Annotated in this window: 15 protein-coding genes; 6 read left to right on the plus strand and 9 right to left on the minus strand. The window is 45.8% G+C overall.

The genetic code is table 11. The features are described 5' to 3' along the window. On the minus strand, window positions 1–8,002 hold an 8,002-nt coding region (locus tag DDT91_RS05305), incomplete at its 3' end, for a hypothetical protein (RefSeq protein WP_187175110.1). Between the two features lie 254 nt (window positions 8,003–8,256). Between DDT91_RS05305 and DDT91_RS05310 the strand changes: the two genes are divergently transcribed. Together DDT91_RS05310 and DDT91_RS05315 are read left to right on the plus strand one after the other, a co-directional pair. Beyond that, window positions 8,257–10,275, plus strand: coding sequence for an ATP-binding protein (locus tag DDT91_RS05310; protein WP_187175111.1), 2,019 nt, complete (start codon window positions 8,257–8,259; stop codon window positions 10,273–10,275). A 41-nt stretch (window positions 10,276–10,316) separates the two neighbouring features. Beyond that, a complete protein-coding gene (locus tag DDT91_RS05315) occupies window positions 10,317–10,949 on the plus strand; it encodes a response regulator transcription factor (protein WP_187175112.1) in 633 nt (210 codons plus the stop codon). A 318-nt stretch (window positions 10,950–11,267) separates the two neighbouring features. Here DDT91_RS05315 and DDT91_RS05320 read toward each other — a convergent pair whose 3' ends face one another. From DDT91_RS05320 to DDT91_RS05340, 5 genes are all read right to left on the minus strand, one after another. Next, window positions 11,268–11,741: a hypothetical protein gene (locus DDT91_RS05320; RefSeq protein WP_187175113.1), complete on the minus strand. Its 474-nt coding sequence runs from the start codon at window positions 11,739–11,741 to the stop codon at window positions 11,268–11,270. Between the two features lie 246 nt (window positions 11,742–11,987). Then, window positions 11,988–12,983 carry an alpha/beta hydrolase gene (locus DDT91_RS05325; RefSeq protein WP_187175114.1) on the minus strand — a complete coding sequence of 332 codons (996 nt, stop codon included), beginning with the start codon at window positions 12,981–12,983 and terminating at the stop codon, window positions 11,988–11,990. 182 nt (window positions 12,984–13,165) lie between these two features. Next, a complete protein-coding gene (gene map / locus DDT91_RS05330; RefSeq protein ID WP_187175115.1) occupies window positions 13,166–13,930 on the minus strand; it encodes a type I methionyl aminopeptidase in 765 nt (254 codons plus the stop codon). Between the two features lie 334 nt (window positions 13,931–14,264). Further along, complete coding sequence (locus DDT91_RS05335; RefSeq protein WP_187175116.1) at window positions 14,265–14,450, minus strand: hypothetical protein; 186 nt, start codon at window positions 14,448–14,450, stop codon at window positions 14,265–14,267. 241 nt (window positions 14,451–14,691) lie between these two features. Next, window positions 14,692–15,465, minus strand: a complete 774-nt coding sequence (locus tag DDT91_RS05340; protein ID WP_187175117.1) for a DUF3667 domain-containing protein — start codon at window positions 15,463–15,465, stop codon at window positions 14,692–14,694. Window positions 15,466–16,008: 543 nt separating this feature from the next. On the opposite strand from DDT91_RS05340, the gene DDT91_RS05345 reads away from it, so the two are divergent. Both DDT91_RS05345 and DDT91_RS05350 read left to right on the plus strand, forming a co-directional pair. Further along, window positions 16,009–16,419: an alkyl hydroperoxide reductase gene (locus DDT91_RS05345; RefSeq protein ID WP_222718604.1), complete on the plus strand. Its 411-nt coding sequence runs from the start codon at window positions 16,009–16,011 to the stop codon at window positions 16,417–16,419. A gap of 228 nt (window positions 16,420–16,647) precedes the next feature. Continuing rightward, window positions 16,648–17,058, plus strand: a complete 411-nt coding sequence (locus DDT91_RS05350; RefSeq protein WP_222718605.1) for a hypothetical protein — start codon at window positions 16,648–16,650, stop codon at window positions 17,056–17,058. A gap of 307 nt (window positions 17,059–17,365) precedes the next feature. Here DDT91_RS05350 and ygiD read toward each other — a convergent pair whose 3' ends face one another. Both ygiD and DDT91_RS05360 read right to left on the minus strand, forming a co-directional pair. Next, entirely contained in the window at window positions 17,366–18,190 is an 825-nt protein-coding gene (gene ygiD, locus DDT91_RS05355; RefSeq protein ID WP_187175118.1) for a 4,5-DOPA dioxygenase extradiol, read from the minus strand. A gap of 264 nt (window positions 18,191–18,454) precedes the next feature. Further along, complete coding sequence (locus DDT91_RS05360) at window positions 18,455–18,922, minus strand: DUF1456 family protein (RefSeq protein WP_187175119.1); 468 nt, start codon at window positions 18,920–18,922, stop codon at window positions 18,455–18,457. Window positions 18,923–19,248: 326 nt separating this feature from the next. Here DDT91_RS05360 and DDT91_RS05365 point away from each other — a divergent pair, with 326 nt between their 5' ends. Together DDT91_RS05365 and DDT91_RS05370 are read left to right on the plus strand one after the other, a co-directional pair. Continuing rightward, on the plus strand, window positions 19,249–21,420 hold the full coding sequence (locus DDT91_RS05365; protein WP_187175120.1) for a radical SAM protein: 2,172 nt from the start codon (window positions 19,249–19,251) through the stop codon (window positions 21,418–21,420). Between the two features lie 607 nt (window positions 21,421–22,027). Next, window positions 22,028–22,600 (plus strand): Pycsar system effector family protein, encoded by a 573-nt coding sequence (locus DDT91_RS05370; protein WP_187175121.1) that lies wholly within the window; start codon window positions 22,028–22,030, stop codon window positions 22,598–22,600. Between the two features lie 53 nt (window positions 22,601–22,653). Here DDT91_RS05370 and DDT91_RS05375 read toward each other — a convergent pair whose 3' ends face one another. After that, complete coding sequence (locus DDT91_RS05375; RefSeq protein WP_187175122.1) at window positions 22,654–23,973, minus strand: polysaccharide deacetylase family protein; 1,320 nt, start codon at window positions 23,971–23,973, stop codon at window positions 22,654–22,656. Window positions 23,974–23,988: the final 15 nt, after the last annotated feature.

Consider the following 23,988-nt stretch of genomic DNA (forward strand, 5'->3'; position numbering starts at 1 on the left):
TGGAAGTGGCCGGATTAGGACTGGCGCAAGCTGCGGAAGAAGTCACGACTACGCTGACCTGATCACCATTGACCAAAGAAGCATTGATATAGGTAGGGCTGTTGGTACCCACATTGTTTCCGTTCAGTTTCCACTGGTAGACCGGCGCATTTCCTCCGTTGACCGGAGTGGCGGTAAAGGTGACGCTGGTTCCGGCACAGATTTCATTGCCCGGATTGGCTACGATGCTGACCGAAGGAATTACCGTTTCTGTCACACTCATGGTCACCGTATTCGAAGTAGCCGGATTAGGATTGGCGCAAGCTGCGGAAGAAGTCATGACCACAGATACCTGATCGCCATTTTTCAAAGTGGAATTGGTGTAGAAGCGGCTATTGCTGCCAACGTTAGTCCCGTTTAATTTCCACTGGTAAACAGGACTCGCTCCACCATTGACAGGAGTAGCTGTAAAAGTTACGCTCCTTCCTTCGCAAATGGCAGTACCAATGTTGGATACTATAGTTACTGAAGGTACAACCGGGTTGGAAACTGACATGGTTACCGTATTCGAAGTAACTGGGAATACAGAAGTAGTGCAAGTAGAAGAAGTAGTCATCTCTACCCTGACTTGATCTCCATTGGCTAAATTCGAATTGGTATAAGTAGGGCTGTTGGTTCCTACATTTACCCCATTCAATTTCCATTGATATGCCGGAGTAGGACCGCCATTTACAGGAGTGGCAGTAAAGGTTACCGAAGTTCCTGGACACACGGCATTTCCTGGATTTGCAACTATAGAAACAGAAGGTGCCACCCGATTGGTTACTGTCATGGTGATGATATTTGAAAATGCAGTATCGGGACCAAAAAATGAGCATCCTGCATTTGACATGAAAACCTCTATCCGATCCCCGTTTTGCAAAGAAGGACTTGAATAGAATCGGCTATTGGTTCCTACATTAACACCATTAAGTTTCCATTGATAAACAGGGTTATCTCCTCCAAAGGAAGGGGTAGCCGTAAAGGTTACCAAGGTTCCTGAGCAAATGGAATTTCCAGGATTTGCCTCAATGCGTACTCTAGGGGTGTCATCCTCAGAAAATGATGGGAGGTTCATTATTATTTCATTGGAGGTTGCCGTCGAAGGCGAGGCACATGCGGCACTGGAAGTCATTACCAAGCTAATTCGTTCTCCGTCACGTAATGTTGAGGTGCTGTAGAGTGGACTGTTGGTTCCAACATTAGCTCCATTCCGTTTCCACTGGTATACAGGTGAGATCCCTCCATTGACAGGTGATGCTCTAAAAGTCACATTCGTACCTTCGCATATATCACTTCCCTGGTCTGAAGTGATGGTTACAGATGGTGTTACACTTGGTGTGACTGTCATGGTAAGGATATTGGAACTTGCTGATGAGGTAGTCACACAAGAAGCCGACGAGGTCATGACCACATTTACCTGATCTCCATTCTGAAGAGTCGAACTTGAATAAAATCGGCTATTGGTGCCAACATTAACCCCATTCAATTTCCATTGGTACACAGGATTTGCCCCGCCGTTAATTGGGCTAGCTGTAAAATTCACTCCCGTACCGGGGCAGATGGCACTTCCTGCACTTGAAGTGATGGAAACGGATGGGGTGACAGCGGTGGTGACAAGTATAGTCACCACATTGGAATTAGTAATTGGCGAAGTGACACAAGCAGCTGAAGAAGTCATGACTACTTGTATTACATCATTGGTTTTCAGGGTAGCATTTGTGAAAGTCGGACTGTTGTCGCCCACGTTGACTCCATTCAATTTCCATTGATAAGAAGGTGTATCCCCCCCGTTAACTGGCGTTGCGGTGAAGGTCACTGGCGTGCCAGAGCAAATAGTGTTGCCCGGATTTGCCGCAATACTTACCGAAGGAACCAAAGTGCTGGTCACGGTCATCGTAACCGTGTTTGAAGTAACCGGATTAGGACTTGCGCAAGCTGAAGAAGAAGTCATGACCACACTGACCTGATCTCCATTAGCCAAAGCCACATTGTTATAAGTCGGGCTGTTGGTGCCCACATTGTTTCCGTTCAACTTCCACTGGTAGATTGGGGCATCCCCTCCGTTGACCGGAGTGGCGGTGAAGGTTACGGAAGTTCCTTCACATACAGTAGTTCCTGGATTGGCTGCGATACTTACCGAAGGAATCAAAGTGCTGGTCACAGTCATAGTCACGGTGTTTGAGGTGGCCGAGGTTGGACTTGCGCAAGTAGCGGAAGAAGTCATCACGACAGATACCTCATCTCCATTAGCCAAGGCCGGATTGGTGTAGGTTGGGCTGTTGGTTCCCACATTGTTTCCGTTCAACTTCCACTGATAGACTGGCGCATCCCCTCCGTTGACCGGAGTGGCGGTGAAGGTTACGCTGGTTCCGGTACAGATTTCATTGCCCGGATTAGCCACTATGCTTACTGAAGGAACCAAGGTATTGGTCACACTCATTGTCACCGTATTAGAAGTAGCTGAGCTTGGACTAGCGCAGGCATCGGAAGAAGTTATCAACACAGATACCTGATCCCCATTGGCCAAAGCCGCATTGGTATAAGTAGCTGAGTTGGTTCCCACGTTGTTACCGTTCAACTTCCACTGGTAGATTGGGGCATCCCCTCCGTTGACCGAAGTGGCGGTGAAGGTCACCGAAGTTCCTTCACAGATTTCATTGCCAGGGTTTGCAGCGATGCTGACTTCAGGAGCAATCGTATCAGTCACAGTCATGGTCACCGTATTCGAACTAGCCTCAGTCGGAACGGCACAGGAAGCCGAGGAAGTCATCACTACAGTCACCTGATCTCCATTAACCAAAGTTGCATTGGTATAGGTTGGACTGTTGGTGCCCACATTGTTTCCGTTCAACTTCCACTGATAGATTGGGGCATTACCACCGTTGACTGGAGTGGCAATAAAGGTTACCGAAGTTCCTTCACAGACTTCATTTCCTGGATCGGCAGCTATACTGACTTCAGGAACGCAAGGGGCTGCTAATTCAAACTCATCTGCTCCAATGTCCGGAGTTGTGGCATTTCGTGCTTCACCTTGGAAGTCTTTGGTTACCGTAGGAATAGCTATTCCTTTATCAGAAATTCTGGAGGCTTCTCCTATATTTTCGACTTTGATTAAGAGGTCAGCAACCGATTTATCGGTGAAGAGATTATCAGAAATCGTAGTAATGCCACTTTCTGCCTCTCTACTCTCAGAATCTTGTGAGGTGATGGATTTCCAGGAGTCCAACGTTTGTGCTGCCCCGCCTATTTCTGCCAAAGAAGCAGCTGCTGGGCTTACCAAATAGTTGTTGGTGCCAGTGTAGCCGTTGGCGCTGGTTTCCAGACCCAAACTGAATGCAGTTCCGCTTCCTTGTGTGGCATTGTAAAGGATGTTGTTTTTTACATCTGCGATGGCAACGGCTTTTTTGAAAAGGGCATAGCTGGACGTAGTTGAATTTCCTTCTATCAATACAGAATTGTGGTAGATCTTACTATTAACTACCCCATCTCCCAACTCGATTCCTTGAATTTTCACAGGAGAGGTAGTATTTAGAGCAATTTTATTATTCTGAATCCTTCCGATCGAACTATCGTCGGTCCGGGTTTGGATATAGATACCGGTAATTTTTCCATTAGGGGATGTGGCGGCATTCGTTAAGTCGAATACCTTATTTCGCTCTACCAATAGATTGTTTCCAAACAAGGAAATACCAAAGGCGGTCAATGCAAGGTTGGCTGTGGAGGTGGAAGCGATTTCCTTGATCGTGTTGTCCCGGATGATAGCTAACCCATTCGTCCCTGAGTTTACTGCCCCATAAGATAGGCCCATACTAGTACCTACATTATTTGAAGTGACAAACTCAGTAGCCGAAGAAATCTTTTCGATCAGGTTTTCGGCGACTACCAAACTGTCTCCAATTGTAATGTCATGAGCAATGGCAATACCTCTTGAAATTCCAGAAGAACCCGTAGCAAGGTTGGTCATCGAACGGACTGTATTCCCGGAAATACTTCCTTTCATTCGATTGACATCAGGGGACAGGTTTTGTACCCGGATGCCTGTCAGGTTCAGATTGGTGCCGGAAACCCCTATCAAATCAGTAAGGTGATTTCCGCTGACTTGTAGAGTCTGACTTAGGTTATTTACAGGTCCATTAGAATTATAGAAAATCCCCGCCAATCCTCCACCCGTACCGGAAACTCTGATTTTCTGAATCTTATTGTTGGTTATGGAGACATTTGGTGTAGCGGAGGACGTATTGTTGAAATATGTGATCGCCAACAAATCCACCCGGTTTGTGACAGTGATGTTTTGGACGGTATTTTTATCCAAAACCGACACAGGATTCAGATTTGAATTTTGGGCAATTAATCCTCTGAATAAGAAGCTTCCTGAAGTATTGGAAGTAATGCTGATACTTCCTTCCAAATCGGATCCAATCTTGTTGTTTCTAAGGGTTAGTGATGGATGATTTCCACTCACGCTAAATACGCTTATTCCAGGAGCAACCGAACTTCCTGCAATAGGATTGGTGGTGATCGTGAGTCCACCTACGAAATTATTGGCAATGTCAGTAGCTACTGCTGTCTGTATTAAATGTGCGTTACTGGTGAGTCCTCCTGTCGATCCCGGTCTCATAGTCAGTAAGATCGAATTATTCACCAGGGAATCACCCACCATATTTTGGTTATACTCCTGAACATTTCCGGATAAAGACCAAATACCAATGAAAGGGCTTAAGGCAGATGTGGTCGGATTGGCAATATCCAAGGAAAGATTTTTGACCACGTTTCCTGTGATTCGACTTGTTGCGCTGGTGTTGTCTTCCAAAAGAATTCCCACAAAACGTTGACTGTTTGCTGCGGAAGAAATCACCATTTTTCCTCCCTTGGCTTCAGGTTCTGTACCTCCCACAAAGTTGTTTCTAATCACGACTCCTGCCCCTAGGCCGTCAGGTGCATTTGATGCCCGGATTCCGAAATAATTGGAGCCATTGGTGGAGTTGGTGAAGGTTGAGGTATTATAGATGGAATTGCCCTCAATAGTGAGATTGTTCACATTGAACCTTGAATAAATTCCATGGTTAAGGTTAGTGGAATTGTTTACAAATGCATTTTCAATTCGGTTATTGGTGATAAGCGTATTGTTGATTCGCCCAGTGCCAGATGGGTTAAAAGAAGACACCACTATACCATTGATTACTCCACTGCTTGAAGCTGGCCGGATCAGGTTGTTGTCTATGGTGTTATTTTCCGCCAGTTCAGTACTGTTAATATTCAATGCGACTACAGCAGTTGCCACGGTGTTCCCAACACCACTTCCTTCCAGCGTAGATCTTCTGATGGTATTAGTATTGGCTGAACCAAATATCCGGATGGCATTAGCCTCTGACCCGGTATTGATATTTCGAATGGTTAAACGGTTGTTTCCATCAAAACCCAATCCGTCGATCGTCACATTATCCGCTCCATTTAGCAACACGAGCGGAGTGCTTAGATTGCCGGATACAGTTCGGTTTCCTTCAGGTACCACAAGTACTGTATAACCGGTTTGATTTAAAACCACCTGACTGGTTTCTGATGTGTTACCCAAAATGGTAGCGGTCACGTTACCGCTTCCTCCCTGAGAATTGATAAAGGCAAATGCAGATCCAAGAGTGGTAAAGTTTCCAGTCAGTGCACCAGACAGCACCACATTGACCACAGGCTGGTCTTTTCTCAAGATGACATTGTTGGTGTTGTAAACCAAAGAATAGTTCGGGGGCAGATTAGTGGTCGCAAAGGTTCCTGTGATGGATCCACTCGAAAGAGTCACGATTACATAATCTCCATTAGGCACCGTGCCTGTTTCTGCCACAGTCAAAGTACCTGCCAGGGTAAGATTGCCTTCCCGCTGCACCTGATCGTGGCCATTGGCTAGACCGGCACCGGCGTTTCCTGTGATTTCAATCTCAAGTGTACTTGATGCAGAAAGAGGTTGTGTTCCATTCAAGACCAAAATTCCGGGCGATAATCCAGGATTAATCTTACCGGTATTGGTGAAAGTGGAACTGATTTGTAAGGTTCCAATTCCTTTGATCAAACCGCTATTTGAGGAGGGAATTCCAAAAGTAAATGTTCCGGTACTTGACTTTATTACTGTCCCGGTGCTGCCGTTGATAAAGCCCGGACCAGAGCCCTGAAACCCGAAATATGTAGCAGTATTGGTAATGTTCAATGTCCCATTATTGGTAAATGCTCCGTTAGCCCCAAATCCCAATGAACCACTTGTAAGATTGGTTGTGCCATTATTGGTCAGTGAAGAACTCAACACCGCATAAGAGCCACCAATGTTCAGAGTTCCTGTTTCGGAAATGGTCGTGGGGACTACGTAACCATGATTTCCAAACCCTGAATTCCAATTCATGACTCCGTTGACAGTTAGCGAACCGGAACCAGTTAAAAGCCCGATGGTAAAATCCAATCCGACAGTGGAAGGTAGATTGACAGCAGTGTTGAATGAGGTGGTTCCTCCTGAGAACTGAAGGATTCCTGTTCCACTAATGGATGTGCCCGAATTGAATTGGATAGTGGGCCCTGAGTTTCGGAAAACTGCATTATTGCTTAAGGCAATACTTCCTGTATTTTCAAAGGTTCCTCCGCCGCTCACAATCCAGGTGCCTGCATTGATATTGATCGTTCCGGCATTGGAAAAACTGTTGATACCCACTGTGAAAATTTCGCTGCTGGATTTGTTAATGACTCCCGTAGGGCTGTTGATAAAGCCTGGAGCTGTTCCCTGAAATCCAAAATCTGTGGCGGTATTGGTGATGTTAAATGTAGCATTGTTGGTAAATGCCCCATTGGCCCCAAATCCCAATGCTCCGCTTGAAAGATTGGTTGTTCCATTATTGGTTAGTGAAGAACTCAGCACCGCATAAGATCCACCAATGTTGAGTGTTCCGGTTTGGGTAATGGTTGTGGAGACTACATAACCATGATTGCCAAATCCTGAATTCCAATTCATAATTCCATTAACTGACAGGGAGCCTGTTCCATTTATAGTTCCCAAGGAAAAATCCAATCCGACAGTGGAGGGTAGATTGACAGCAGAGTTGAAGGAAGTGGTTCCCCCTGCGATCTGAACGGTTCCTGTTCCGCTGATGGATGTGCCCGAATTGAACTGGATCGTAGAGCCTGAATTTCGGAAAACCGCATTGTTGCTGAGTCCGATACTCCCGGAGTTGGTAAAGGTTGTTCCTCCGCCATTTTGCCAAGTACCCGTTTGAATAGTTAGAGTACCCTCATTTGTAAAATTGGTACCTAAAAGAAAACTACCGGAGTTGGTTTTTGTCACTGTCCCTGTGCTGGAGTTGGTAAACCCGGGAGCAACTTCTTGATATCCAAAGTCAGTGGCAGTATTGGTAATGTTAAAAGTCGCATTATTTATAAATGCCCCGTTGGTGCTAAATCCCAAAGCCCCGCTTGACAGGTTGGTCGTACCGTTATTGATAAGTGATCCGCTAAGGACAGCGTAGGATCCCCCAATGTTTAGCGTTCCTGATGCCGATATGGTAGCTGGTGCTAAAAATCCATTTTGACCAAATGAGGAACTCCAAATCATGGTACCGTTCACCAATAAGGTTCCAGTGCCACTGATAGTACCAGCAAAGAAGTTTAGGTTACCATTCACTATCACGTCATGATCTGCAGCGCCATTATTAATTGCAAATCCACCGTTTATGCTAAGTGTTGCACCTGACTCGACTAGGACCTCATCGATTGTACTATTCAAATTGTAATTGACTGAGTGTGGACTTCTAATAGTGATTTGACCATCTGTGCTGACTGGAGCAGTAATGGCTGCCACCCAATCGGTACCATCAAATCGTTGCCAAGTGGAGGCTGTGGCCCAGTTGCCTGAGGCTACTGATCGGTAGTCGTTGAGCCCTTGTGCAAGAAGCTTTGATCCCATCAGGGATAAAATGAAAAATATCAGTCCGGCGAATGTTAGCTTGCCCATGCTTGTAAGGTTTTGAGGAGTTGAAATCACCCCTAAAACTAGAGGACAGGCCAGCCCTTGACAATCCCTTAATCCAGTGGTTGTCAGGGATAAAAAATACCTGAATTCAGGTAGTGGAGTTCAGGATTAATTTGATTTTCTTGGTAGAACAGTTAGCCTGAACAGTCTGGTTTTTTATACCAAAATCACTGCCTCAGGGACCCATTGCTTAGGATAACTTTTACCTTAATTAAACTTTTAACCCTGTCAAACGAATGAGACAAAAGATCGGCTTTTTGGTGTTATTGATTAGTTTTCTTTCGGTTTTTCAGGTGTATGGGCAGCGATTCAAAGAGGACAGTGTCCGTAAGGTCATAGACACTGCCAAGGAAGATACACTCAGGGTAGCTGCCATGCTGGATTATGCCAATTACCTGATCCGGCATAAAAATGAAGTGCCAGAGGGCTTGGAAGTTTTGCAACAAGCCTATGACCTGGCAAAGTCCAAACGTCTACTGAAAGAACTTACCCGCTATCATTTGATCCTGAGCAATCACCTGTATCTACAAAACGACTGGGCAGGTGCCATTGAAAATCTCAACCGAATGCAGGTAGTGGCTCAGGAAATCCCCGATCTGGACGCAAGGGGAGATGCGATCATGAGGTCCACCAACAATCTGGCCGGTATTCACTATTTCAACGGGGACTTTTTGGGCGCTTTGGAATATTACCTGAAAGGCCTTGAACTGGTGGACCAGCTACCACACAACGCAAACAGCAAATCCACATTGTATGTAAACATTGCGAGTGTCTATCGGCAGCTTAAGCTCCATGACAAAGCTTATGAATACATCCAACGAATTACTCCCATGTTGAGTGAGATGAGCGATGTGCTTAAAGTGCCGTATTACTACGAATTGTTTCAAAGCCAACTGAACACAGGAAGAGGAGAAGAGGCTCGTCAAACCTTGGAGGTGGTTGAAAATGGCTTTCAAACCTTCAACCTCAACGAAGGGCAGATGCAGGATTTACGCATACAGTTTCACGAGCAATCCGGTTTGTACGAAATGACGGTGACTCAAGATTACCGAAAGGCCTTGGCTCAATTTCAGTTTCATCTGAAGTCCTCTCTTGATGCCGAGTCGGATTATTCTGTGGTGGAGGCAAAATATAATATCGGAACTGCCTTGGATTCCCTTCACCTTTACGACCAAGCCATTCCTGTTTTGAAACAGGCTTTTGAACAGGGAAGGGCCTTGGATATGGAAGAATTTTCCCTGAAGTCGGCCAAGCTTTTAGCGAAAATTTATGCTAAGAGTCAGCGGGAAAAAGAGGGGCTTTATTTCGCACAAGTGGCCATTCATCTCAGTGACAGTATTCTGTCCGCTGAAAAATTGAAAGAGCTAAACTTTCTGGAAGCAAAGTACCAGACCCAAAAGAAAGAAGAAGAAATCTCCAAATTGAATGAATTGAATGCGGCAAGAGAACTTGAAGTCCAACAGCGGAATAGGATGTTGCTTGGGCTGAGCATTGGAGGTTCCTTACTTTTGTTGGTATTGGGACTTCTGTACCGCAACGCCAAGCAACGACAAATCATCGCCGAAAAAGACCAAAAGCTCCAGGTGGAACAGATTAAATTTTTGGAACATCAACAGCAAGTCGTCTCCCTCCAGTCCATGGTCAATGGACAGGAAACGGAACGCACCCGCATCGCCAAGGACCTCCATGATGGACTGGGAGGGCTTTTTTCCACGATCAAAATGCACTTCAGTACCCTGCAGCACGAGCAGCCTAGCCTTAAAACAGAGCCTCTATTCGCTAAAAGTTATGAAATGGTCAATACCGCATCCGAAGAGGTAAGGCGAATCGCCCACAACATGATGCCTGAAGTACTGATCAAGTTGGGCTTGGTGCAGGCCATTCAAGATCTCTGTCACAGCATCAGTGCTGGTAAGCTTCTGCAAGTTTCCTTGCAGGCTTACGGGATGGACACCCGTCTGAGTTCATCCACGGAAGTGATGCTGTTCCGGATCATTCAGGAATTGCTGAACAACATCATCAAGCATTCCGGGGCCACCCAGGCCATTATCCAATTCAACCGGGAAGGCAACCGTCTATCGGTCACCGTGGAGGACAACGGCAAGGGATTCAATACCGCCGAATCGGATGGTGAAATCCACTCTGGCCTGAGTTCGGTGGAGAACCGGGTCAACTACCTCAACGGGAAAATGTCCATCGATTCCCAAAAAGAGGTGGGGACTACCGTAATGATGGATTTTCTGATTCAGGAATAATGAGAAGGATTTTGTATGTTCAGGTTTTAGGTTAACTGGTTATGCGATCAATTCTTGTTGTTGATGATCATCCCTTGGTGGGTGATGGGATTGCCATGATGGTAAAAGATATGGAAGACGTGAGTCTCGCAGCGGTATGCAAAAGTGGTAAAGAAGCCCTTGCCTACCTGGAGAGGCAATCACCTGACTTCATTTTGCTGGACCTCAACCTGCCCGATATCGACGGACTGGAGCTCTGCGTGAGGATTCGAAAGGACAACAAACTGGTGAAAATCATCGGGCTCACCTCTACCAACGAAGCGGGTATCATCACCCAACTCCTCAGCAATGGGGCTAATGGCTACTTGCTGAAAAATATGGAGCGGGAGGAATTGATTCAGGCAATGGAAGAGGTGCAGCAGGGTAAGATTTTCCTGAGTAAGGCTGCCAACCAAAAAATTCTCGAACAATACCAATCCGTGCGGGAAGCTTTACAAAAATTTCCCATGCTCACCCGTAGGGAAAAGGAAATCCTCGTGCTGCTGTATGAAGGACACTCAGGCCCTACCATTGCCGATAAGTTGTGTTTGAGTCCCTTCACCATCGAAACCCACCGAAAAAACCTGATGCAAAAACTGGAAGTCAACACCACCCAACAGCTGCTCAAAGTAGCCAGAGATAATAAATTAGTATAGGAAGTTGAAGTATACATTCCCTTCAGGTGGCTTTCTAATAACCATATATTGCGAATTCTTTTCCAAGCCTTTCATCCAAAGGGCATACTCTTATTCCTGGCCAACAGGCTAAAGACTTGGACAAACCCATGCCTCTCTTCTGACGCCGCGGTGAGGCTTAATCTGATAAGGGATTAGATGGCTGTTTGCAGACTTACGAACGTAGGGGGCAGAGAATTTTAAATTCCTGAACAGGGCTTCAGGATTGAAAATCCTGAAGAGTAGATATAGAGGTGTTCTCTGCGCCTCCAGAGGTAATAACTATTTCTGTGACAGAAGCTACCGAAGTTTTTGGCCTTTCAGCAGTTGGTCGATTCGCCTTTTGTTTTCTTGCTGGAGGAGGGAGGGATAGCCGTTGAGCAAGGTATTTGGGATCATCATAGCAAGCCCAAAAATGAGGCTCACATTATAACTCTGATAGACAGCAGCACCGGTCACAAACACAAATCCGATCAAGTGACTGACCTCAGCGAGGGTCATTTGATGGCGGATCGAGGCCAGATCGGTTTGCTTGCCTTCCACCTTGATGGCCTGATTCAAGAATCTGAAAAAGCTGTTTTTCACGAGCCATTTAAAATGCCAGATCCCAAGGGCTTTGTTTAGTGTTTTGCTTGGGATGAAATTCAGGTGCGAGAGCTTCTCGTAGTAGCTTGTTTTTAGCAAAAGCGCATTACCGATGATGCCAACCATCCAGGAGACGATGGATAGGGAGAGTCCAAAGGCGAAGCCCGTCAGGAGATGATTCGTAACCATGTGTAAAAAGTGTCTAGGAGGTTCAAATTTAGTCTAATCTGGGAATTGAATATGCTAGGGAAGGACTTTGGCTGGAATACATAGAAATTGAAAATTTCCGAACATAGCTTCAGGATTGAAAATTCTGAAGAACCAAGTGATGCGGATGGAAACTAGGGTAGGTTGACTTTCTATAGAAAATAAGGTCGATTGGTATTCTCCTTTCAGCCGAGTACTTAATCCACTGCCCAAGTGGGGTTGGACGCGTCATTTGGAGATTGACTTTAGGAATTTCACAGACCTGTCCAGTGCGAGTTTTCCGGATTCATCAAGTTTAAACTGATATTCATGTCCCAGTGGAGGTTCCTGATTTTTTGGGAAAAATAAAGTGTCTATCGATACTCCCAGGGCGGAAAGTCGTTCTGTCAAAAGTTTGGATTGGGGCAGAAGAGGATCATTGTTTCCGGCTGAAATAAAGGTGGGCGGAAATGCTTCAGTGAGAAAGTTGGTGACCGATGCGGTTTTGGCGTACGCATGATTGGAAATATCCTTCGTATCGAAATAGGCCCACATGACCGTTTTGAGAAAGGACCCGAAGGCACCTTCAGTGTTTAAGTTATCCGTTTCATAGATCCCACAGTATAAAAGCAAACCTTTGAGTTGATGGGCTTGCAGGCCTGGATTTACTTTGGTCAGTTGGGAATAGGATGGGCTGGTGATGACATTGGCCGCCGCGGCCGAAATCATGGAGCCGCCTGAATCTCCCGCCAAAACAAAAAAAGCCGTGTCGGCATGAAATGTTTCGGGATGGGAAGAAATGAACGCCAATGCTTTATTGAGCTGTTGAATAGGAGTGGGATATTTTGCTTCAGGGGCGATGGTGTAATCTATTGAGACGGTCAAAAAACCCTTAGAGGCAAGAATCTTACAGTAGTTGCTTAGTTGGGTTTTGTCACCTGAAATCAATCCTCCTCCATGCGTCCACACGATGACAGGAAGGGATCCTTTTTCTTGGACAGAATCGGGATGGAAGTAGGCATCCAGGAAAGCATCCGGATCGTTTTCGTCATAGGGTATGTTGCTAAGGGTTTTAATTCCTTCAGGTACATGCTGCTCCAATTCTTCATTTACCCGTACTGCCTCTTGATTAAAGGCATATCGGATGATCCAGACTGATGGATAAGGGGAAAGTTTGAATCCAAGAAAAAGCAGCAGGCCTAAAGTGAGGATTGAAATCAAAAGTGTTTTTACGATTTTTTTCATCTCTAAAAATTTAAGTGATAATCCTTGCTATAACCTAAATATAGTAAGTCGGCTAAAGATATACGCAGCAAACTCTAACAAAATCCCAGGGATGGGAAAGGGAAAGAGGAGAATTCCGATGAGGCTGGAAAAGGGAAGAGTCGAGAATAGGTAGGGGTTGCGAATCGTAAGGATTCGAATTTTCAGGTCCAGATCTCGTTCTTTTCAGTTAGGATCATCGGCTTGTCGTCAGTGATCACCAGGGTATGCTCGTGTTGAGCCATAAATCCACCTTTATTTCCGACAAGCGTCCATCCATCTTTGTGGTGGACTGCATAGGTGGAGTGGGTGGATATAAACGTTTCAATGGCTACCACGGAATTTTTCCGAAATCGTCTCTGGTCAAAGGGATTTTTGTAGTTAAGCAATTCGTCGGGCTGCTCGTGCAAGCCCCTACCGATCCCGTGTCCTCCCAGATTTTTGATTACTTTATAGCCCAGTCTTTTTGCCTCGGTTTCCATCAGGTGTCCGATCTCTGCTATTTTCACTCCCCCTTTGACCTGATCCAGCGCTTTTTTCAGAACGGTCCTTGAGGCATCCACGAGGGCTTGGTGTCCATGTCTATCCTCTCCAATCACAAAAGAGGCCCCATTATCTGACCAAAATCCGTGAAGTTCGGCCGAAACATCAATATTGATCAGGTCTCCCTCTTGGAGGATTCGATTGGGGGAAGGGATGCCGTGGCAAAATTCCTTATCCACGCTGATGCAGGTCCAACCGGGAAATTTATAGGTCTTATGAGGTGCGGAGTTTGCTCCAAAATCTTTCAAAATCCCTGCTCCAAAATCATCCAACTCTTTGGTGGACATGCCGGGGCGGGCATAGCCCTTCATTTCTTTCAGGGTGTAGGCGACCACATCGCTTACTTTTTTCATTCCGTTGAGATCGGCTTCGCTGGTTATGGACATGGTAGTTTTTGTTGGTTTAAGTCGTAGAGTTTTTGTTCCCGAAGCTATTATCTTTTCGAATTCCTATTTGGATGCCTCGCGAAACAGATTTTGGGTATTTTTGAATTAGTCTGGGTAGTTGATCTGATTTTTTGGGGACCTGAGGTTTTAACTTTTAGGCTTAGGCTCAGGTTCCTTTTTCTTCCAGATGGGAGGAGTAAAACGTTCTGGTATCCGGTTCATGTGGTTGAAAAATCAGGGTTTAAAAATATGCGTGCGGAAAAACCCGCTTGCAGAATTAAAATAAGCAGGAATTTTTATTTACTAAAGAGCTAAGGTTATTTTTCAAAAAACCTCAGCTTTTTTGTTTCCGGTCTTTGAGGATCAGATAGACCGATGCGACAAAGACCACAAAATAGACCGCCGTGAGTGCCGGTTCTTGGACGGTAAGGGTGGATAGCTCTACATTTTTGAAAAATGCCCCGCCAACGATCAGGGCAATGATGAGAAGGAAGAAGTTGATGCCTTTTTTGGATTCCATAGGAATAGGGTTTGTCTGGATGTCGGATTGGATTTTACTTTAGTCCTGCCAAAGTTCTAGGGGAGAGGACTAAGAATCCAAGGGGAACAAAGCGTCCAGGTAGAAATTTAGGTTTTTCTGGCAGACTTTTCCAAATAGCTAACCTTTGGAAATTTTCGGATGACTTCTCTCCATCTGCTTTGCCCAACCTTTGGTTGTCAGCACTGAGTTGAAAAGCAGCCTAAAGTCGTGGGCGCGTGGGTCAGGTAGTAAGTTTGGTAAATAGCGCGATCACTACCATCAATACCAAAAGGATCAGGATGATAAGGTGGTAATGAAGCAGGGTTAAGCCTATTTTTTTCCAAGCGGATAGGGTATGGAAAAACCGGTCGTAGGTCCAGAAGGTAAGGATGATCCCCAGGAATACCTTCAGCAAGTCGATCGTGTCGATGAGTGACTGGTTTTCACTAAAAGAAGTGAGTATAAGAACCAACAGGTAAAACACCGTCCTCAGTCCAGCCAAATAGGAATTGAGAACCAGGTGCTGAAAGTAATTGTAGCCTTGACGGTAAAAACAAAGAAAGGAAGCCAATGAAATCAGCGGAATGATCAGCAAGGAGGTGTACGCATAGTGGCTGGTCATCCAAAGAAATATATCCCCAATCACACCCAAGTCGCTTTTTTCTGCTTCATCAGAAGTACCGTTGTAAAAGCCCTCCAAAAAGTCCGTCAGAAAATTGGACCTGTCGGTTAGTTCCGTGATCAAAGCATAGATCGTAGAGAGTACCAATACGTAGGCAAAGGGTTTGAAGTGCTTGACTCGCTTGCCCATAAGGTAATCCCGGATGGTCTTTCCCGGGCGAAGGAGGAGTTCCCGGGTGGTGTAAAAAAATCCCTTGTCGAGCTGGATGAGGCTGACCTGCAATTCGAGGATTGTATTTTGAAAATTGATCTCCAGGGTATTGGCTGTCTGCCCGCACTGGTTGCAGAAATTCCATTTAAATCGGTGCCCACAGTTTTTACAGGTATGGCTCATGTCGCTTTATGTAAAAAGGTTATTTGGTGATAGTGGAGGCAAACCCTGAAGAACGGATAGACTATAGTTGGTTTCATACGCAAAAACTTTGGCTTAAAAATGAGCCTTTAAACTCCCCGAAAATAGGTAAAGTGAAGGTTCCAATCCTCCTCCTAGGACATAATTCTACAAGGAATGTGGTGGGCCTTTTCAAATAATTGTGCTCTTTATGAGGGGTTGAAAACCTCCTGTCGGGGCTTCTGAATTCCCAATCCCCAAGAACAGCTAGAGACATCAATTTCAGAAACTATTCCACAGCTACAGACTCTGGAAAAGCAGGCTGGTGTTAGTGTGAGTTACAAATTCCCAAGTATAGCTTCAGGATTAGAAATCCTGAAGAACGAAAAAATTCTTTACGTCTTAGGAAGAAATCAACTTCGTTTACTGGGTAATTCAAATTCCCGGATAAGGCTTCCCGATTACAAATCGGGAAGAGCGGCCATCGGAACAAAAAAAGTTTAGACAAATTTTCAAACTTTTTGTCTTGCGTATTGTCCTTAGGACATGAAAAAAAATTATCCCGACTGGATGGCTACCTGCCTCCGACTGGCAGCGGTTTACAATATACTTTGGGGAGCATGGGTGGTGATTTGGCCCCATACTTTTTTCGAATGGACGGGAATGGCTCCACTCCAACATCCCAGCATTTGGCAAGGTACCGGAATGATTGTCGGCGTGTACGGCCTAGGCTATTGGTGGGCCAGCTATAATCCGCTGAAGCACTGGCCTATTGTGGCGGTCGGTTTTCTGGGAAAAATCTTCGGCCCTTTAGGATTCCTGTTTAATTACCTTGTCCTTAAGGAAATCCCCTTTGAGTTCAGCTATACCCTTTATACCAATGACCTGATTTGGTGGGTTCCTTTTTTCCTGATCCTCAAGAGAGTGTACACCGAGACCCAATGGCAACTCCGGTAATTTATTTTTGTGTATTAGCTATTCTGATGGTAAACTTCTATTTCTCTGATTTTGGGCTGGAAGACCGAAGACCGGAGACCGAAGATTTCCAAAAGCATGGTATTTAATTGGTCTTTTACCTTTTGAAATGCTATCTGCTGGATACTCTAGCTTTTAATTTGAGTGAATTAATGAATTTAAGTTTCAAAGTTTGGGCAAGTAGCTCGGGATTTCTAACCAAAAAAACAGATGACTGTGGATGCGATTCGTCTCTCGGTAGACACCGGGCTTTTCGTTTTGGTGTGGCTGGTGCAGGTGATTATTTATCCTTCCTTTGATCAGATCGCCAAGGAAAAACTCAACACCTGGCACCGGCTGTACACCCAGAAGATTCTCTACTTCGTGGGACCGATGATGTTTGTTCAGTCAGGCATGATTGCTTGGCAAATATTGGGTGATCCACTCATTTACCTCGCGGACGGATTGCTTTTAGCTGGGATTTGGATCAATACTTTTCTCATCGCCATACCTATTCACGAGGCCATAGATCGAGAGAAAAGCCTGAAAGGCCATCTTACCAAACTCCTCCGAGTCAATCGCTGGCGCAGCTGGATGTGGACGGGTTTATTTCTGATTTCTTTGGGGAGGGTACTTTTGTGATCCTTTTTGATTGACTCAGGATTTAAAGTTCTAAGAAACTGAAGGGTAAGTTGCTTCCTTGAGTTTGTTTGGACTTGGATTGGAGGAGAGTGGTACTACCGAAAGGAGTGGTTAATATTTTCAAATTTTGGAACTTTGGAAAAATTAAGTATCTCTGTGTGCTGTGGTGTATTTTTTGGTATACTTTGAATTGCGCAGCCTGAAGCCCGCCTCCCGGAAGGCAGGTCTGCAAACAAAAAAGCACAAGTTGAAAGACTTGCGCTAGTGGAGTTCTCTTCTTATGCTCTCTGCGACTTTGCGGTGAATTTTAACCGATTTTGACTGAGGTCATCGTCAGGGATCCCGCCAGGGCTTGGTCATTAAACAGGCTCACCGATTCATCCCCTTCTTTCAAAGCCAAGGAATACAGCAAGGGCAGGTAATGCTCGGGTGTAGGTATTGCCAAGTCCCAGGCTCTTCCCTGAGAGCGGAAATTGATCAGGGACTGATGGTCGCCGCTAAGGATGCTTGCTTTCATCTGTTCACGCGCCTCCAGCGCCCAGTCAAATCCGAAGGTCTCGTGGAGCCGTCTCCATTCCACCATGCGTAGGTTGTGGACCATATTGCCGCTGCCGATGATCAGCACGCCTTTTTCCCTCAGGGACTTAATCTCTCTCGCCAGTTCATAGTGGTACTGGGCGGGCTTGCTGTAGTCGATACTCATTTGGATCACGGGGATGTTAGCCGCCGGATACAAGTGTTTGATCACACTCCAGGCGCCATGGTCGAGGCCCCACTTGTCATCCAAGTGTACCTCCGTCTGGGTGATCAGGGCTTGGGTTTCCCTTGCCAACTCCGGGCTCCCGGGTGCAGGGTATTGCACCTCAAAGAGCGCCTTGGGGAAACCTCCAAAGTCATGGATCGTGGGCGGATGGGCCATGGCAGTAACGAAAGTCCCCTTGGTCTCCCAATGCGCCGAAATGCACAGGATCGCCTGAGGGGTAGGGATGTCCTGGGCCACCTTTCTGAATCCTGCCACAAATTCATTTTCCTCGATGGCATTCATCGGGCTGCCGTGTCCCAGAAAAAGGACCGGCATCTTTTGGGTTTTCCCCAAAGGAGCAGTCAGGTTGGAGAGCTCTTGAAGTTTCATACCGGCTAAGGTTTAAAGGGGATAGTATTCCTGGCTAGAAAGTAAATCAAAACCGAATGAAAAATGGTTCAAACGCACCGGTTTGGTTTTGAAGGTGAATTTTTTGATTGCACAGCAGACCTGCCTGCTACAGGCAGGGACGCAGAGAACGCGAAGAAAAGGTGAGTTTTAATTCCAAATTCTAGATTGAAAGGGAATAATTAGAAAAGTTAAAAATCTTTGTGTCCTCTGCGACTCTGCGGTGAGTCATTTAGGTAATAGAGCTTAGTCTCCTTTCTGTCTGAATTTCATCTGCAAACCCATCAGGAAATTGCGCAGGACTTGGTCTTTGCATTCCCGGTATTGGGGCTGGGTGGGGTTGCGGAAAAAGGCGCTGAGCTCGTGCTTACTGATCCGGAACCCACGCAGCGCAAAGATGGCAAGCATGTCCTCGTCCTTGTAGTTGAGTGCGATGCGGAGTTTGCGGAGGATGAGGTTGTTGTTGAGGGTCTTTTCGGGAACAGGCACTTCCTCACCTTTCAGACCGCGATTCAGGATAATGAATCCGTTGAGAAAAGCCGCAAGGTCCTTGTCGTAGAGCTTTTTGAAGTCGGGATCTTCTTCCTTTTTGAGCCAAAGGGCAACTTCCTCCGCAAAGAGATTCACCCCGCCAAATCCGAAAATCTCGGACATTTTGTGGTCGTGAAAGTGAAAGGTATATCTCAGGGTCCGGAGGATGTCGTTATTGCTCATAGATGCAAATATCGCTTTTAAGAATAAAGAATTGGGCCACTAAGGCGATAAGACACAAATGATTTTTTTAATCTCTCACAGATAAGACAAATGATCATAGTTGGTCATTAATCTTCTTTGTAAATCTGAGATATCAATGAGTAATAAACTTCAGGTAAATTCTTTTTGAGTCTTGGGGTCTTCGTGGCAAATCCTCCAACTTTTTGTGTTCATCTGGAATATCTTTGATTAATGAATCTTATAGTAATTCTACTTACTGTCTTCGTGGCAATTCATCAATCTTTCGACATTCTTTACGAACTTTGAAGCGCTTAACCTTTGATCCCTTGTCTACCAAAGTCCTTCTCATCACCCCGCCATTTACCCAACTCAACACGCCTTACCCGGCGACGGCCTACATCAAGGGGTTTTTGAATACGCTCAGCGTGCCTTCCCGACAGGCTGACTTGGGCATCGAGGTGATCCTGAAGCTTTTCTCCAAAAAGGGACTCACGCAAGTCTTTGACATCGCTTCGCAAAAAGCTGACGAACTTTCAGACAACTCTGCCCGAATTCTCCGAATGAAGGCCAGCTACCTGCAGACCATCGGTCCGGTGATCGACTTTCTGCAGGATAAAAATCCGACTCTGGCTTACCACATTTCCGAGGGGAATTTCCTTCCTGAGGCCAGTCGCTTTGAGCAGTTGGATGACTTGGAGTGGGCTTTTGGGACCTTGGGGGTGAGGGACAAGGCAAGGTATTTTGCCACATTGTACCTCGAGGATATCGGCGATCTGATCATGGAGGCCGTGGATCCGCACTTTGGCTTTAGCCGCTATGCGGAGCGCTTGGGCATGTCTGCCAAGTCTTTTGACGAGATGGATGAGGCGCTAAAGCAGCCTCTGAGCCTGATCGATGGGTTTCTTTTGGAACTGCTGGAAGAAAAAATCCAAGCCTACCAACCCGAGTCCGTCGCCTTTTCTGTTCCTTTTCCCGGCAACCTCTACGGCGCACTCAAATGCGGGCAATACCTGAAAAAACATCATCCCCACATCAAAGTCTGGATGGGTGGGGGCTTTCCCAATACCGAACTCCGCTCCCTGAAAGAGCCTCGGGTCTTCGACTACGTGGATTTTATTACGCTGGACGACGGGGAGGCTCCGATTCAGTTGTTGCTGGATTACTTGGAGGGAAAAAGGCCTATCACGGAGTTGAAACGAACTTTTATCCGCATCGATGGGCAGGTGAAGTTTATGAATAATTCAGCGGTGAAAGACCTGCCGCAACGGGAAGTTGGCACGCCGGACTACAGCGATCTGCCGCTGCGGGATTACCTTTCGGTGATCGAAGTGGCCAATCCCATGCATCGACTTTGGAGTGACGGGCGCTGGAACAAGTTGACTTTGGCGCACGGCTGCTATTGGGGAAAATGTACGTTCTGCGATATTTCTTTGGATTATATCGGTCGCTACGAACCCATCAATGCGTCCATCCTTTGCGACCGGATCGAGGAGATCATGGCGCAGACGGGCACGAATGGGTTTCACTTTGTGGATGAAGCCGCTCCGCCTGCTCTGATGCGCGACTTGGCGATTGAGATCCTGAGAAGGGGCTTGGTGGTCGTGTGGTGGACGAATATCCGTTTCGAAAGCAGCTTCACCGCAGACCTTTGTCGACTGCTTCGGGCTTCGGGTTGCATTGCGGTATCCGGTGGCTTGGAAGTGGCTTCAGATCGACTCTTGGCTCTGATCAAAAAAGGGGTTACAGTAGCTCAAGTGGCACAGGTGACGAATCACTTTACCGCCGCAGGCATTATGGTGCATGCTTACCTGATGTATGGCTATCCGACACAGACAGCACAGGAAACCATCGATTCCATGGAGATGGTGCGGCAATTGTTTGAGATTGGGGTCTTGCAATCGGGTTTTTGGCATCGATTTGCGATGACTGAGCACAGTCCGGTTGGGCTCGATCCTAAAGCTTTTGGCGTAAAGCGAACCGACCTTACCTTGGGATCTTTTGCCAACAATGAGGTGGATTTTGTCGATCCGGTTGGGGTGGATCATGGGCTTTTTTCCGAAGGATTACGCAAATCTCTATTCAACTACATGCATGGAGTCGGCTTCGACATTCCTCTGAAAAACTGGTTTGACTTCAAGGTGCCTGCTACCACCATTTCCAAAAAATACATTCAGCAGCAAATCGAAAATGCGGCTCCACTGACTTACAAAGATCAAAACCGCATCCTTTGGATCGGGGCTCAGCCTGAATTGATGGAAGCAGAGGAAGGTTTTTGTGAGTTGATTTTCTCCGGGAAAAAGGAGGATTTTGCTCTTGAGCTTCCCCTCGAACTCGGAGAGTGGGTGTGTTGGCTGCTGGCCAAAGTGAGCTATACCGAGGAGCTGAATACCCTGAAACCCATCCGTGAGAATTACGAGGAGGAGTTGGGCGACTTCGAAGAACTGGTCGATTCGGAAGTTTGGGAAATTCTAAGGGAACACGGGTTGTTGGTATTTTAATAAGAGTTCGGGGTTACTAGGTTCGGTGTTCAGTAAACGTCATCGCGAGTTAGAAAAATTGGGATTTACAAAGGAGAGATGACAGAGTTTTGGGACTCAAACCTGATTTTTTTACATTTTGATTTAGACTCATTTTGATTACTAAACACAGTTTAGAAGGGCGGGCGGGTTGACACAGCAGCGAGCCAGCTTTGTGCGGTGGGAGCTTTGCTGTGTCTTGTCCCGAAAGCTTTCGGGATGGTTCTTTTGGCAAGCCAAAAGAACGAAGTGAAAAAATGCTTCCAAAGCAGGTTTCAATGAATCAAATCATGCAAGTAGTCGCCTTATTTGAATCCGATATTAAAATTTGAAAATTCAATATTTAAAAATAAAACAAACCTTTTATTCGCAGGAGAAGAGACAAATCCTTTGGGCGTTTAGGAAATTTGCTTTAGACAAAGTGATCTCAATGCTATTCACCCTTTAGTGATTATTTGAAATTTCTAAACACATTCCTGCTTGGAGTTCAGCATTCTTAGAATCAAATCGAAAGGAAAATCCAGCTTTTGTGTAGATTCATGGAAGACGTAGGATAATTCTGTAATTTCCCATGCTAAAACCCCAGCCCATGGAAGAACCTATTTTTGAAAACAAGAAAGAAAAAGACAAGACCGAACGGGAAAGGCAGACCTTTTACCGGGTGGCTTTTCAAAATTACAGCAATCTTCTTCAGATCGCGGACAACAAAGCCAACATTATCATCAGCATCAATGCCTTGGTGATTTCTTCCCTAATTGCATTGGTAAGCTATGGCACTATTTCCAATCAGGTACAGATGCATAGTCCGGTGGTTTTTGTCCCGATTTTGATCTTTTTGGGGTTAATTCTGACCTCAACTTTTTTGGCAGTTCAGGTAGCTAAGCCTAAGATTATGGGAAAATCCAAGGATAAAGCTGAAAAGCCTCAGTTTAGCATGCTATTTTTCGGGGCGACTGAATTTTACAGCTACGAAGAATATTTGTTTGAAACTCATCGTATTCTCAATTCCAGAAAGGAAATCCAGGATCAAATGACCTTGTCTCTTTACTATCAAGGCAGGGTACTCAGTCGGAAATACCAGGTATTAAGACAGGCGTATACAGTATTTACTCTGGCTTTGGCCTTTGGCGTAATGGTGCTTCTTGGGAATTTGATGATGTGAAAAAAGACCCGCCGGTTTTTTAAAAACTGGCGGGTCTCTTCCTAATTAGTCATTTATCCTTTTTTCAACTGAACTGGACCTCCATTGGGAGCTACGTTGTACGTCACAAAATTTCCCTTTTCATCCGACTGAATCTGGATACTGAGCTGCAGGGAGCCCTGTGTGAATTGGGCAGTATTCCAGTCTTTGGGAACGTAGGTTTTTAAGGTCAAAGGGACGGCATACACTTGCGGATCCAATTGGCTGTTTAGTGTTAAGGTAATTTCATCGTTTTCGACTGTAGACTGAATTTGAGTAGCTTTTCGTTCTCGAAGGTACTTGGTAACCTCCCGAAATGTGGCAATCCAAAGATCCTTTTCATTGGCTTTCATGTAGGAAAAGTATTCCACCAGTTCTACTCTGGTTTTGGGTTCCCAACCCAGGTTTTCCACTCCATGAAAGACCAAGACCAGCCAGTGGTTGTCATGACTCATCACGGTATCCACCCAAGCCTTCATTTGATCTATTCCTATTCTGGTCAGTGGTCCTCTTTGCCACTGTACGTATTCCTTGGTTGATTCACCGGGTGTCATTTTGCTTCCCCGGTTAATTTCTTCCAGCCATTCTTCGGGCATTCGGTTTCTCAGGGAAGGATAGATTTGATGGGCAATTTCCATCACCCGCTCATTTTCGGTACCATAGGGCCCTTCGGCACTGAACGTCGATTCCGGGCCGATGAATTTGAGTAAGTCTGCTTTGCTTTGCTCCAATTCATAGCGTATGTTGACCTCATCCAAGACGGCCAGCCAGGGATGGGTGACGGTATGAGAAGCGATTTCATGGCCTTGTGCTGCATAGGATTTGTATTCTTCCCAAGAAGTAGTGTCTTCTTTATTGTCATGAAAGACCACGTCATTGGTGTTTTTCATTTTCCCGGAGCGGATTTTTTCGTAGCCCTCATCGGTAAGAGCGTAGGCTTCCTGCACTTTTCCTTGCTCAAAAAGACTTCCGATGCGGGCATGGTAATCTTCCGCTTCGGTAGTTCCTGTGAAGGCGATCAGGGAGGCTCTTTCGAAGAAATTGCTGGAATCTGTCTGGATTTTAGCCGTTTCATCGATGATTTCCTTGGGGTTTCTTCCGATAAACTTTCCCTTGCCGGATCCTTCAACCTTGCCGGTGAGGATATAAAATGTTGCTGGCAGTCCCAAGCTGTCCATGATGGGTTTGGCGATGGTAAACTGATTGATAATGCCGTCATCATAGGTGACTGAAATGGCGCCTTTTTTATTATCCTGCCATTTGGTGATTTCGGTTTGGCCAATAAGGGGATCTTTTTCGGTACAAGAAAAAAGAAGGCCTAGTCCAGCAAGTGCCAGGGAGGGGGTGATTTTCATAATCGTAGCTGTTTG

It is taken from the genome of Algoriphagus sp. AK58, assembly GCF_014324365.1.
Classification (GTDB): domain Bacteria; phylum Bacteroidota; class Bacteroidia; order Cytophagales; family Cyclobacteriaceae; genus Algoriphagus.

Bases quoted from the DNA above. Each gene is read 5' to 3' on its own strand.
- DDT91_RS05310 (WP_187175111.1), top strand. From the start codon at position 8,257: ATGAGACAAAAGATCGGCTTTTTGGTGTTATTGATTAGTTTTCTTTCG.
- DDT91_RS05315 (WP_187175112.1), top strand. From the start codon at position 10,317: ATGCGATCAATTCTTGTTGTTGATGATCATCCCTTGGTGGGTGATGGG.
- DDT91_RS05320 (WP_187175113.1), bottom strand. From the start codon at position 11,741: ATGGTTACGAATCATCTCCTGACGGGCTTCGCCTTTGGACTCTCCCTA.
- DDT91_RS05325 (WP_187175114.1), bottom strand. From the start codon at position 12,983: ATGAAAAAAATCGTAAAAACACTTTTGATTTCAATCCTCACTTTAGGC.
- map (WP_187175115.1), bottom strand. From the start codon at position 13,930: ATGTCCATAACCAGCGAAGCCGATCTCAACGGAATGAAAAAAGTAAGC.
- DDT91_RS05335 (WP_187175116.1), bottom strand. From the start codon at position 14,450: ATGGAATCCAAAAAAGGCATCAACTTCTTCCTTCTCATCATTGCCCTG.
- DDT91_RS05340 (WP_187175117.1), bottom strand. From the start codon at position 15,465: ATGAGCCATACCTGTAAAAACTGTGGGCACCGATTTAAATGGAATTTC.
- DDT91_RS05345 (WP_222718604.1), top strand. From the start codon at position 16,009: ATGAAAAAAAATTATCCCGACTGGATGGCTACCTGCCTCCGACTGGCA.
- DDT91_RS05350 (WP_222718605.1), top strand. From the start codon at position 16,648: ATGACTGTGGATGCGATTCGTCTCTCGGTAGACACCGGGCTTTTCGTT.
- ygiD (WP_187175118.1), bottom strand. From the start codon at position 18,190: ATGAAACTTCAAGAGCTCTCCAACCTGACTGCTCCTTTGGGGAAAACC.
- DDT91_RS05360 (WP_187175119.1), bottom strand. From the start codon at position 18,922: ATGAGCAATAACGACATCCTCCGGACCCTGAGATATACCTTTCACTTT.
- DDT91_RS05370 (WP_187175121.1), top strand. From the start codon at position 22,028: ATGGAAGAACCTATTTTTGAAAACAAGAAAGAAAAAGACAAGACCGAA.
- DDT91_RS05375 (WP_187175122.1), bottom strand. From the start codon at position 23,973: ATGAAAATCACCCCCTCCCTGGCACTTGCTGGACTAGGCCTTCTTTTT.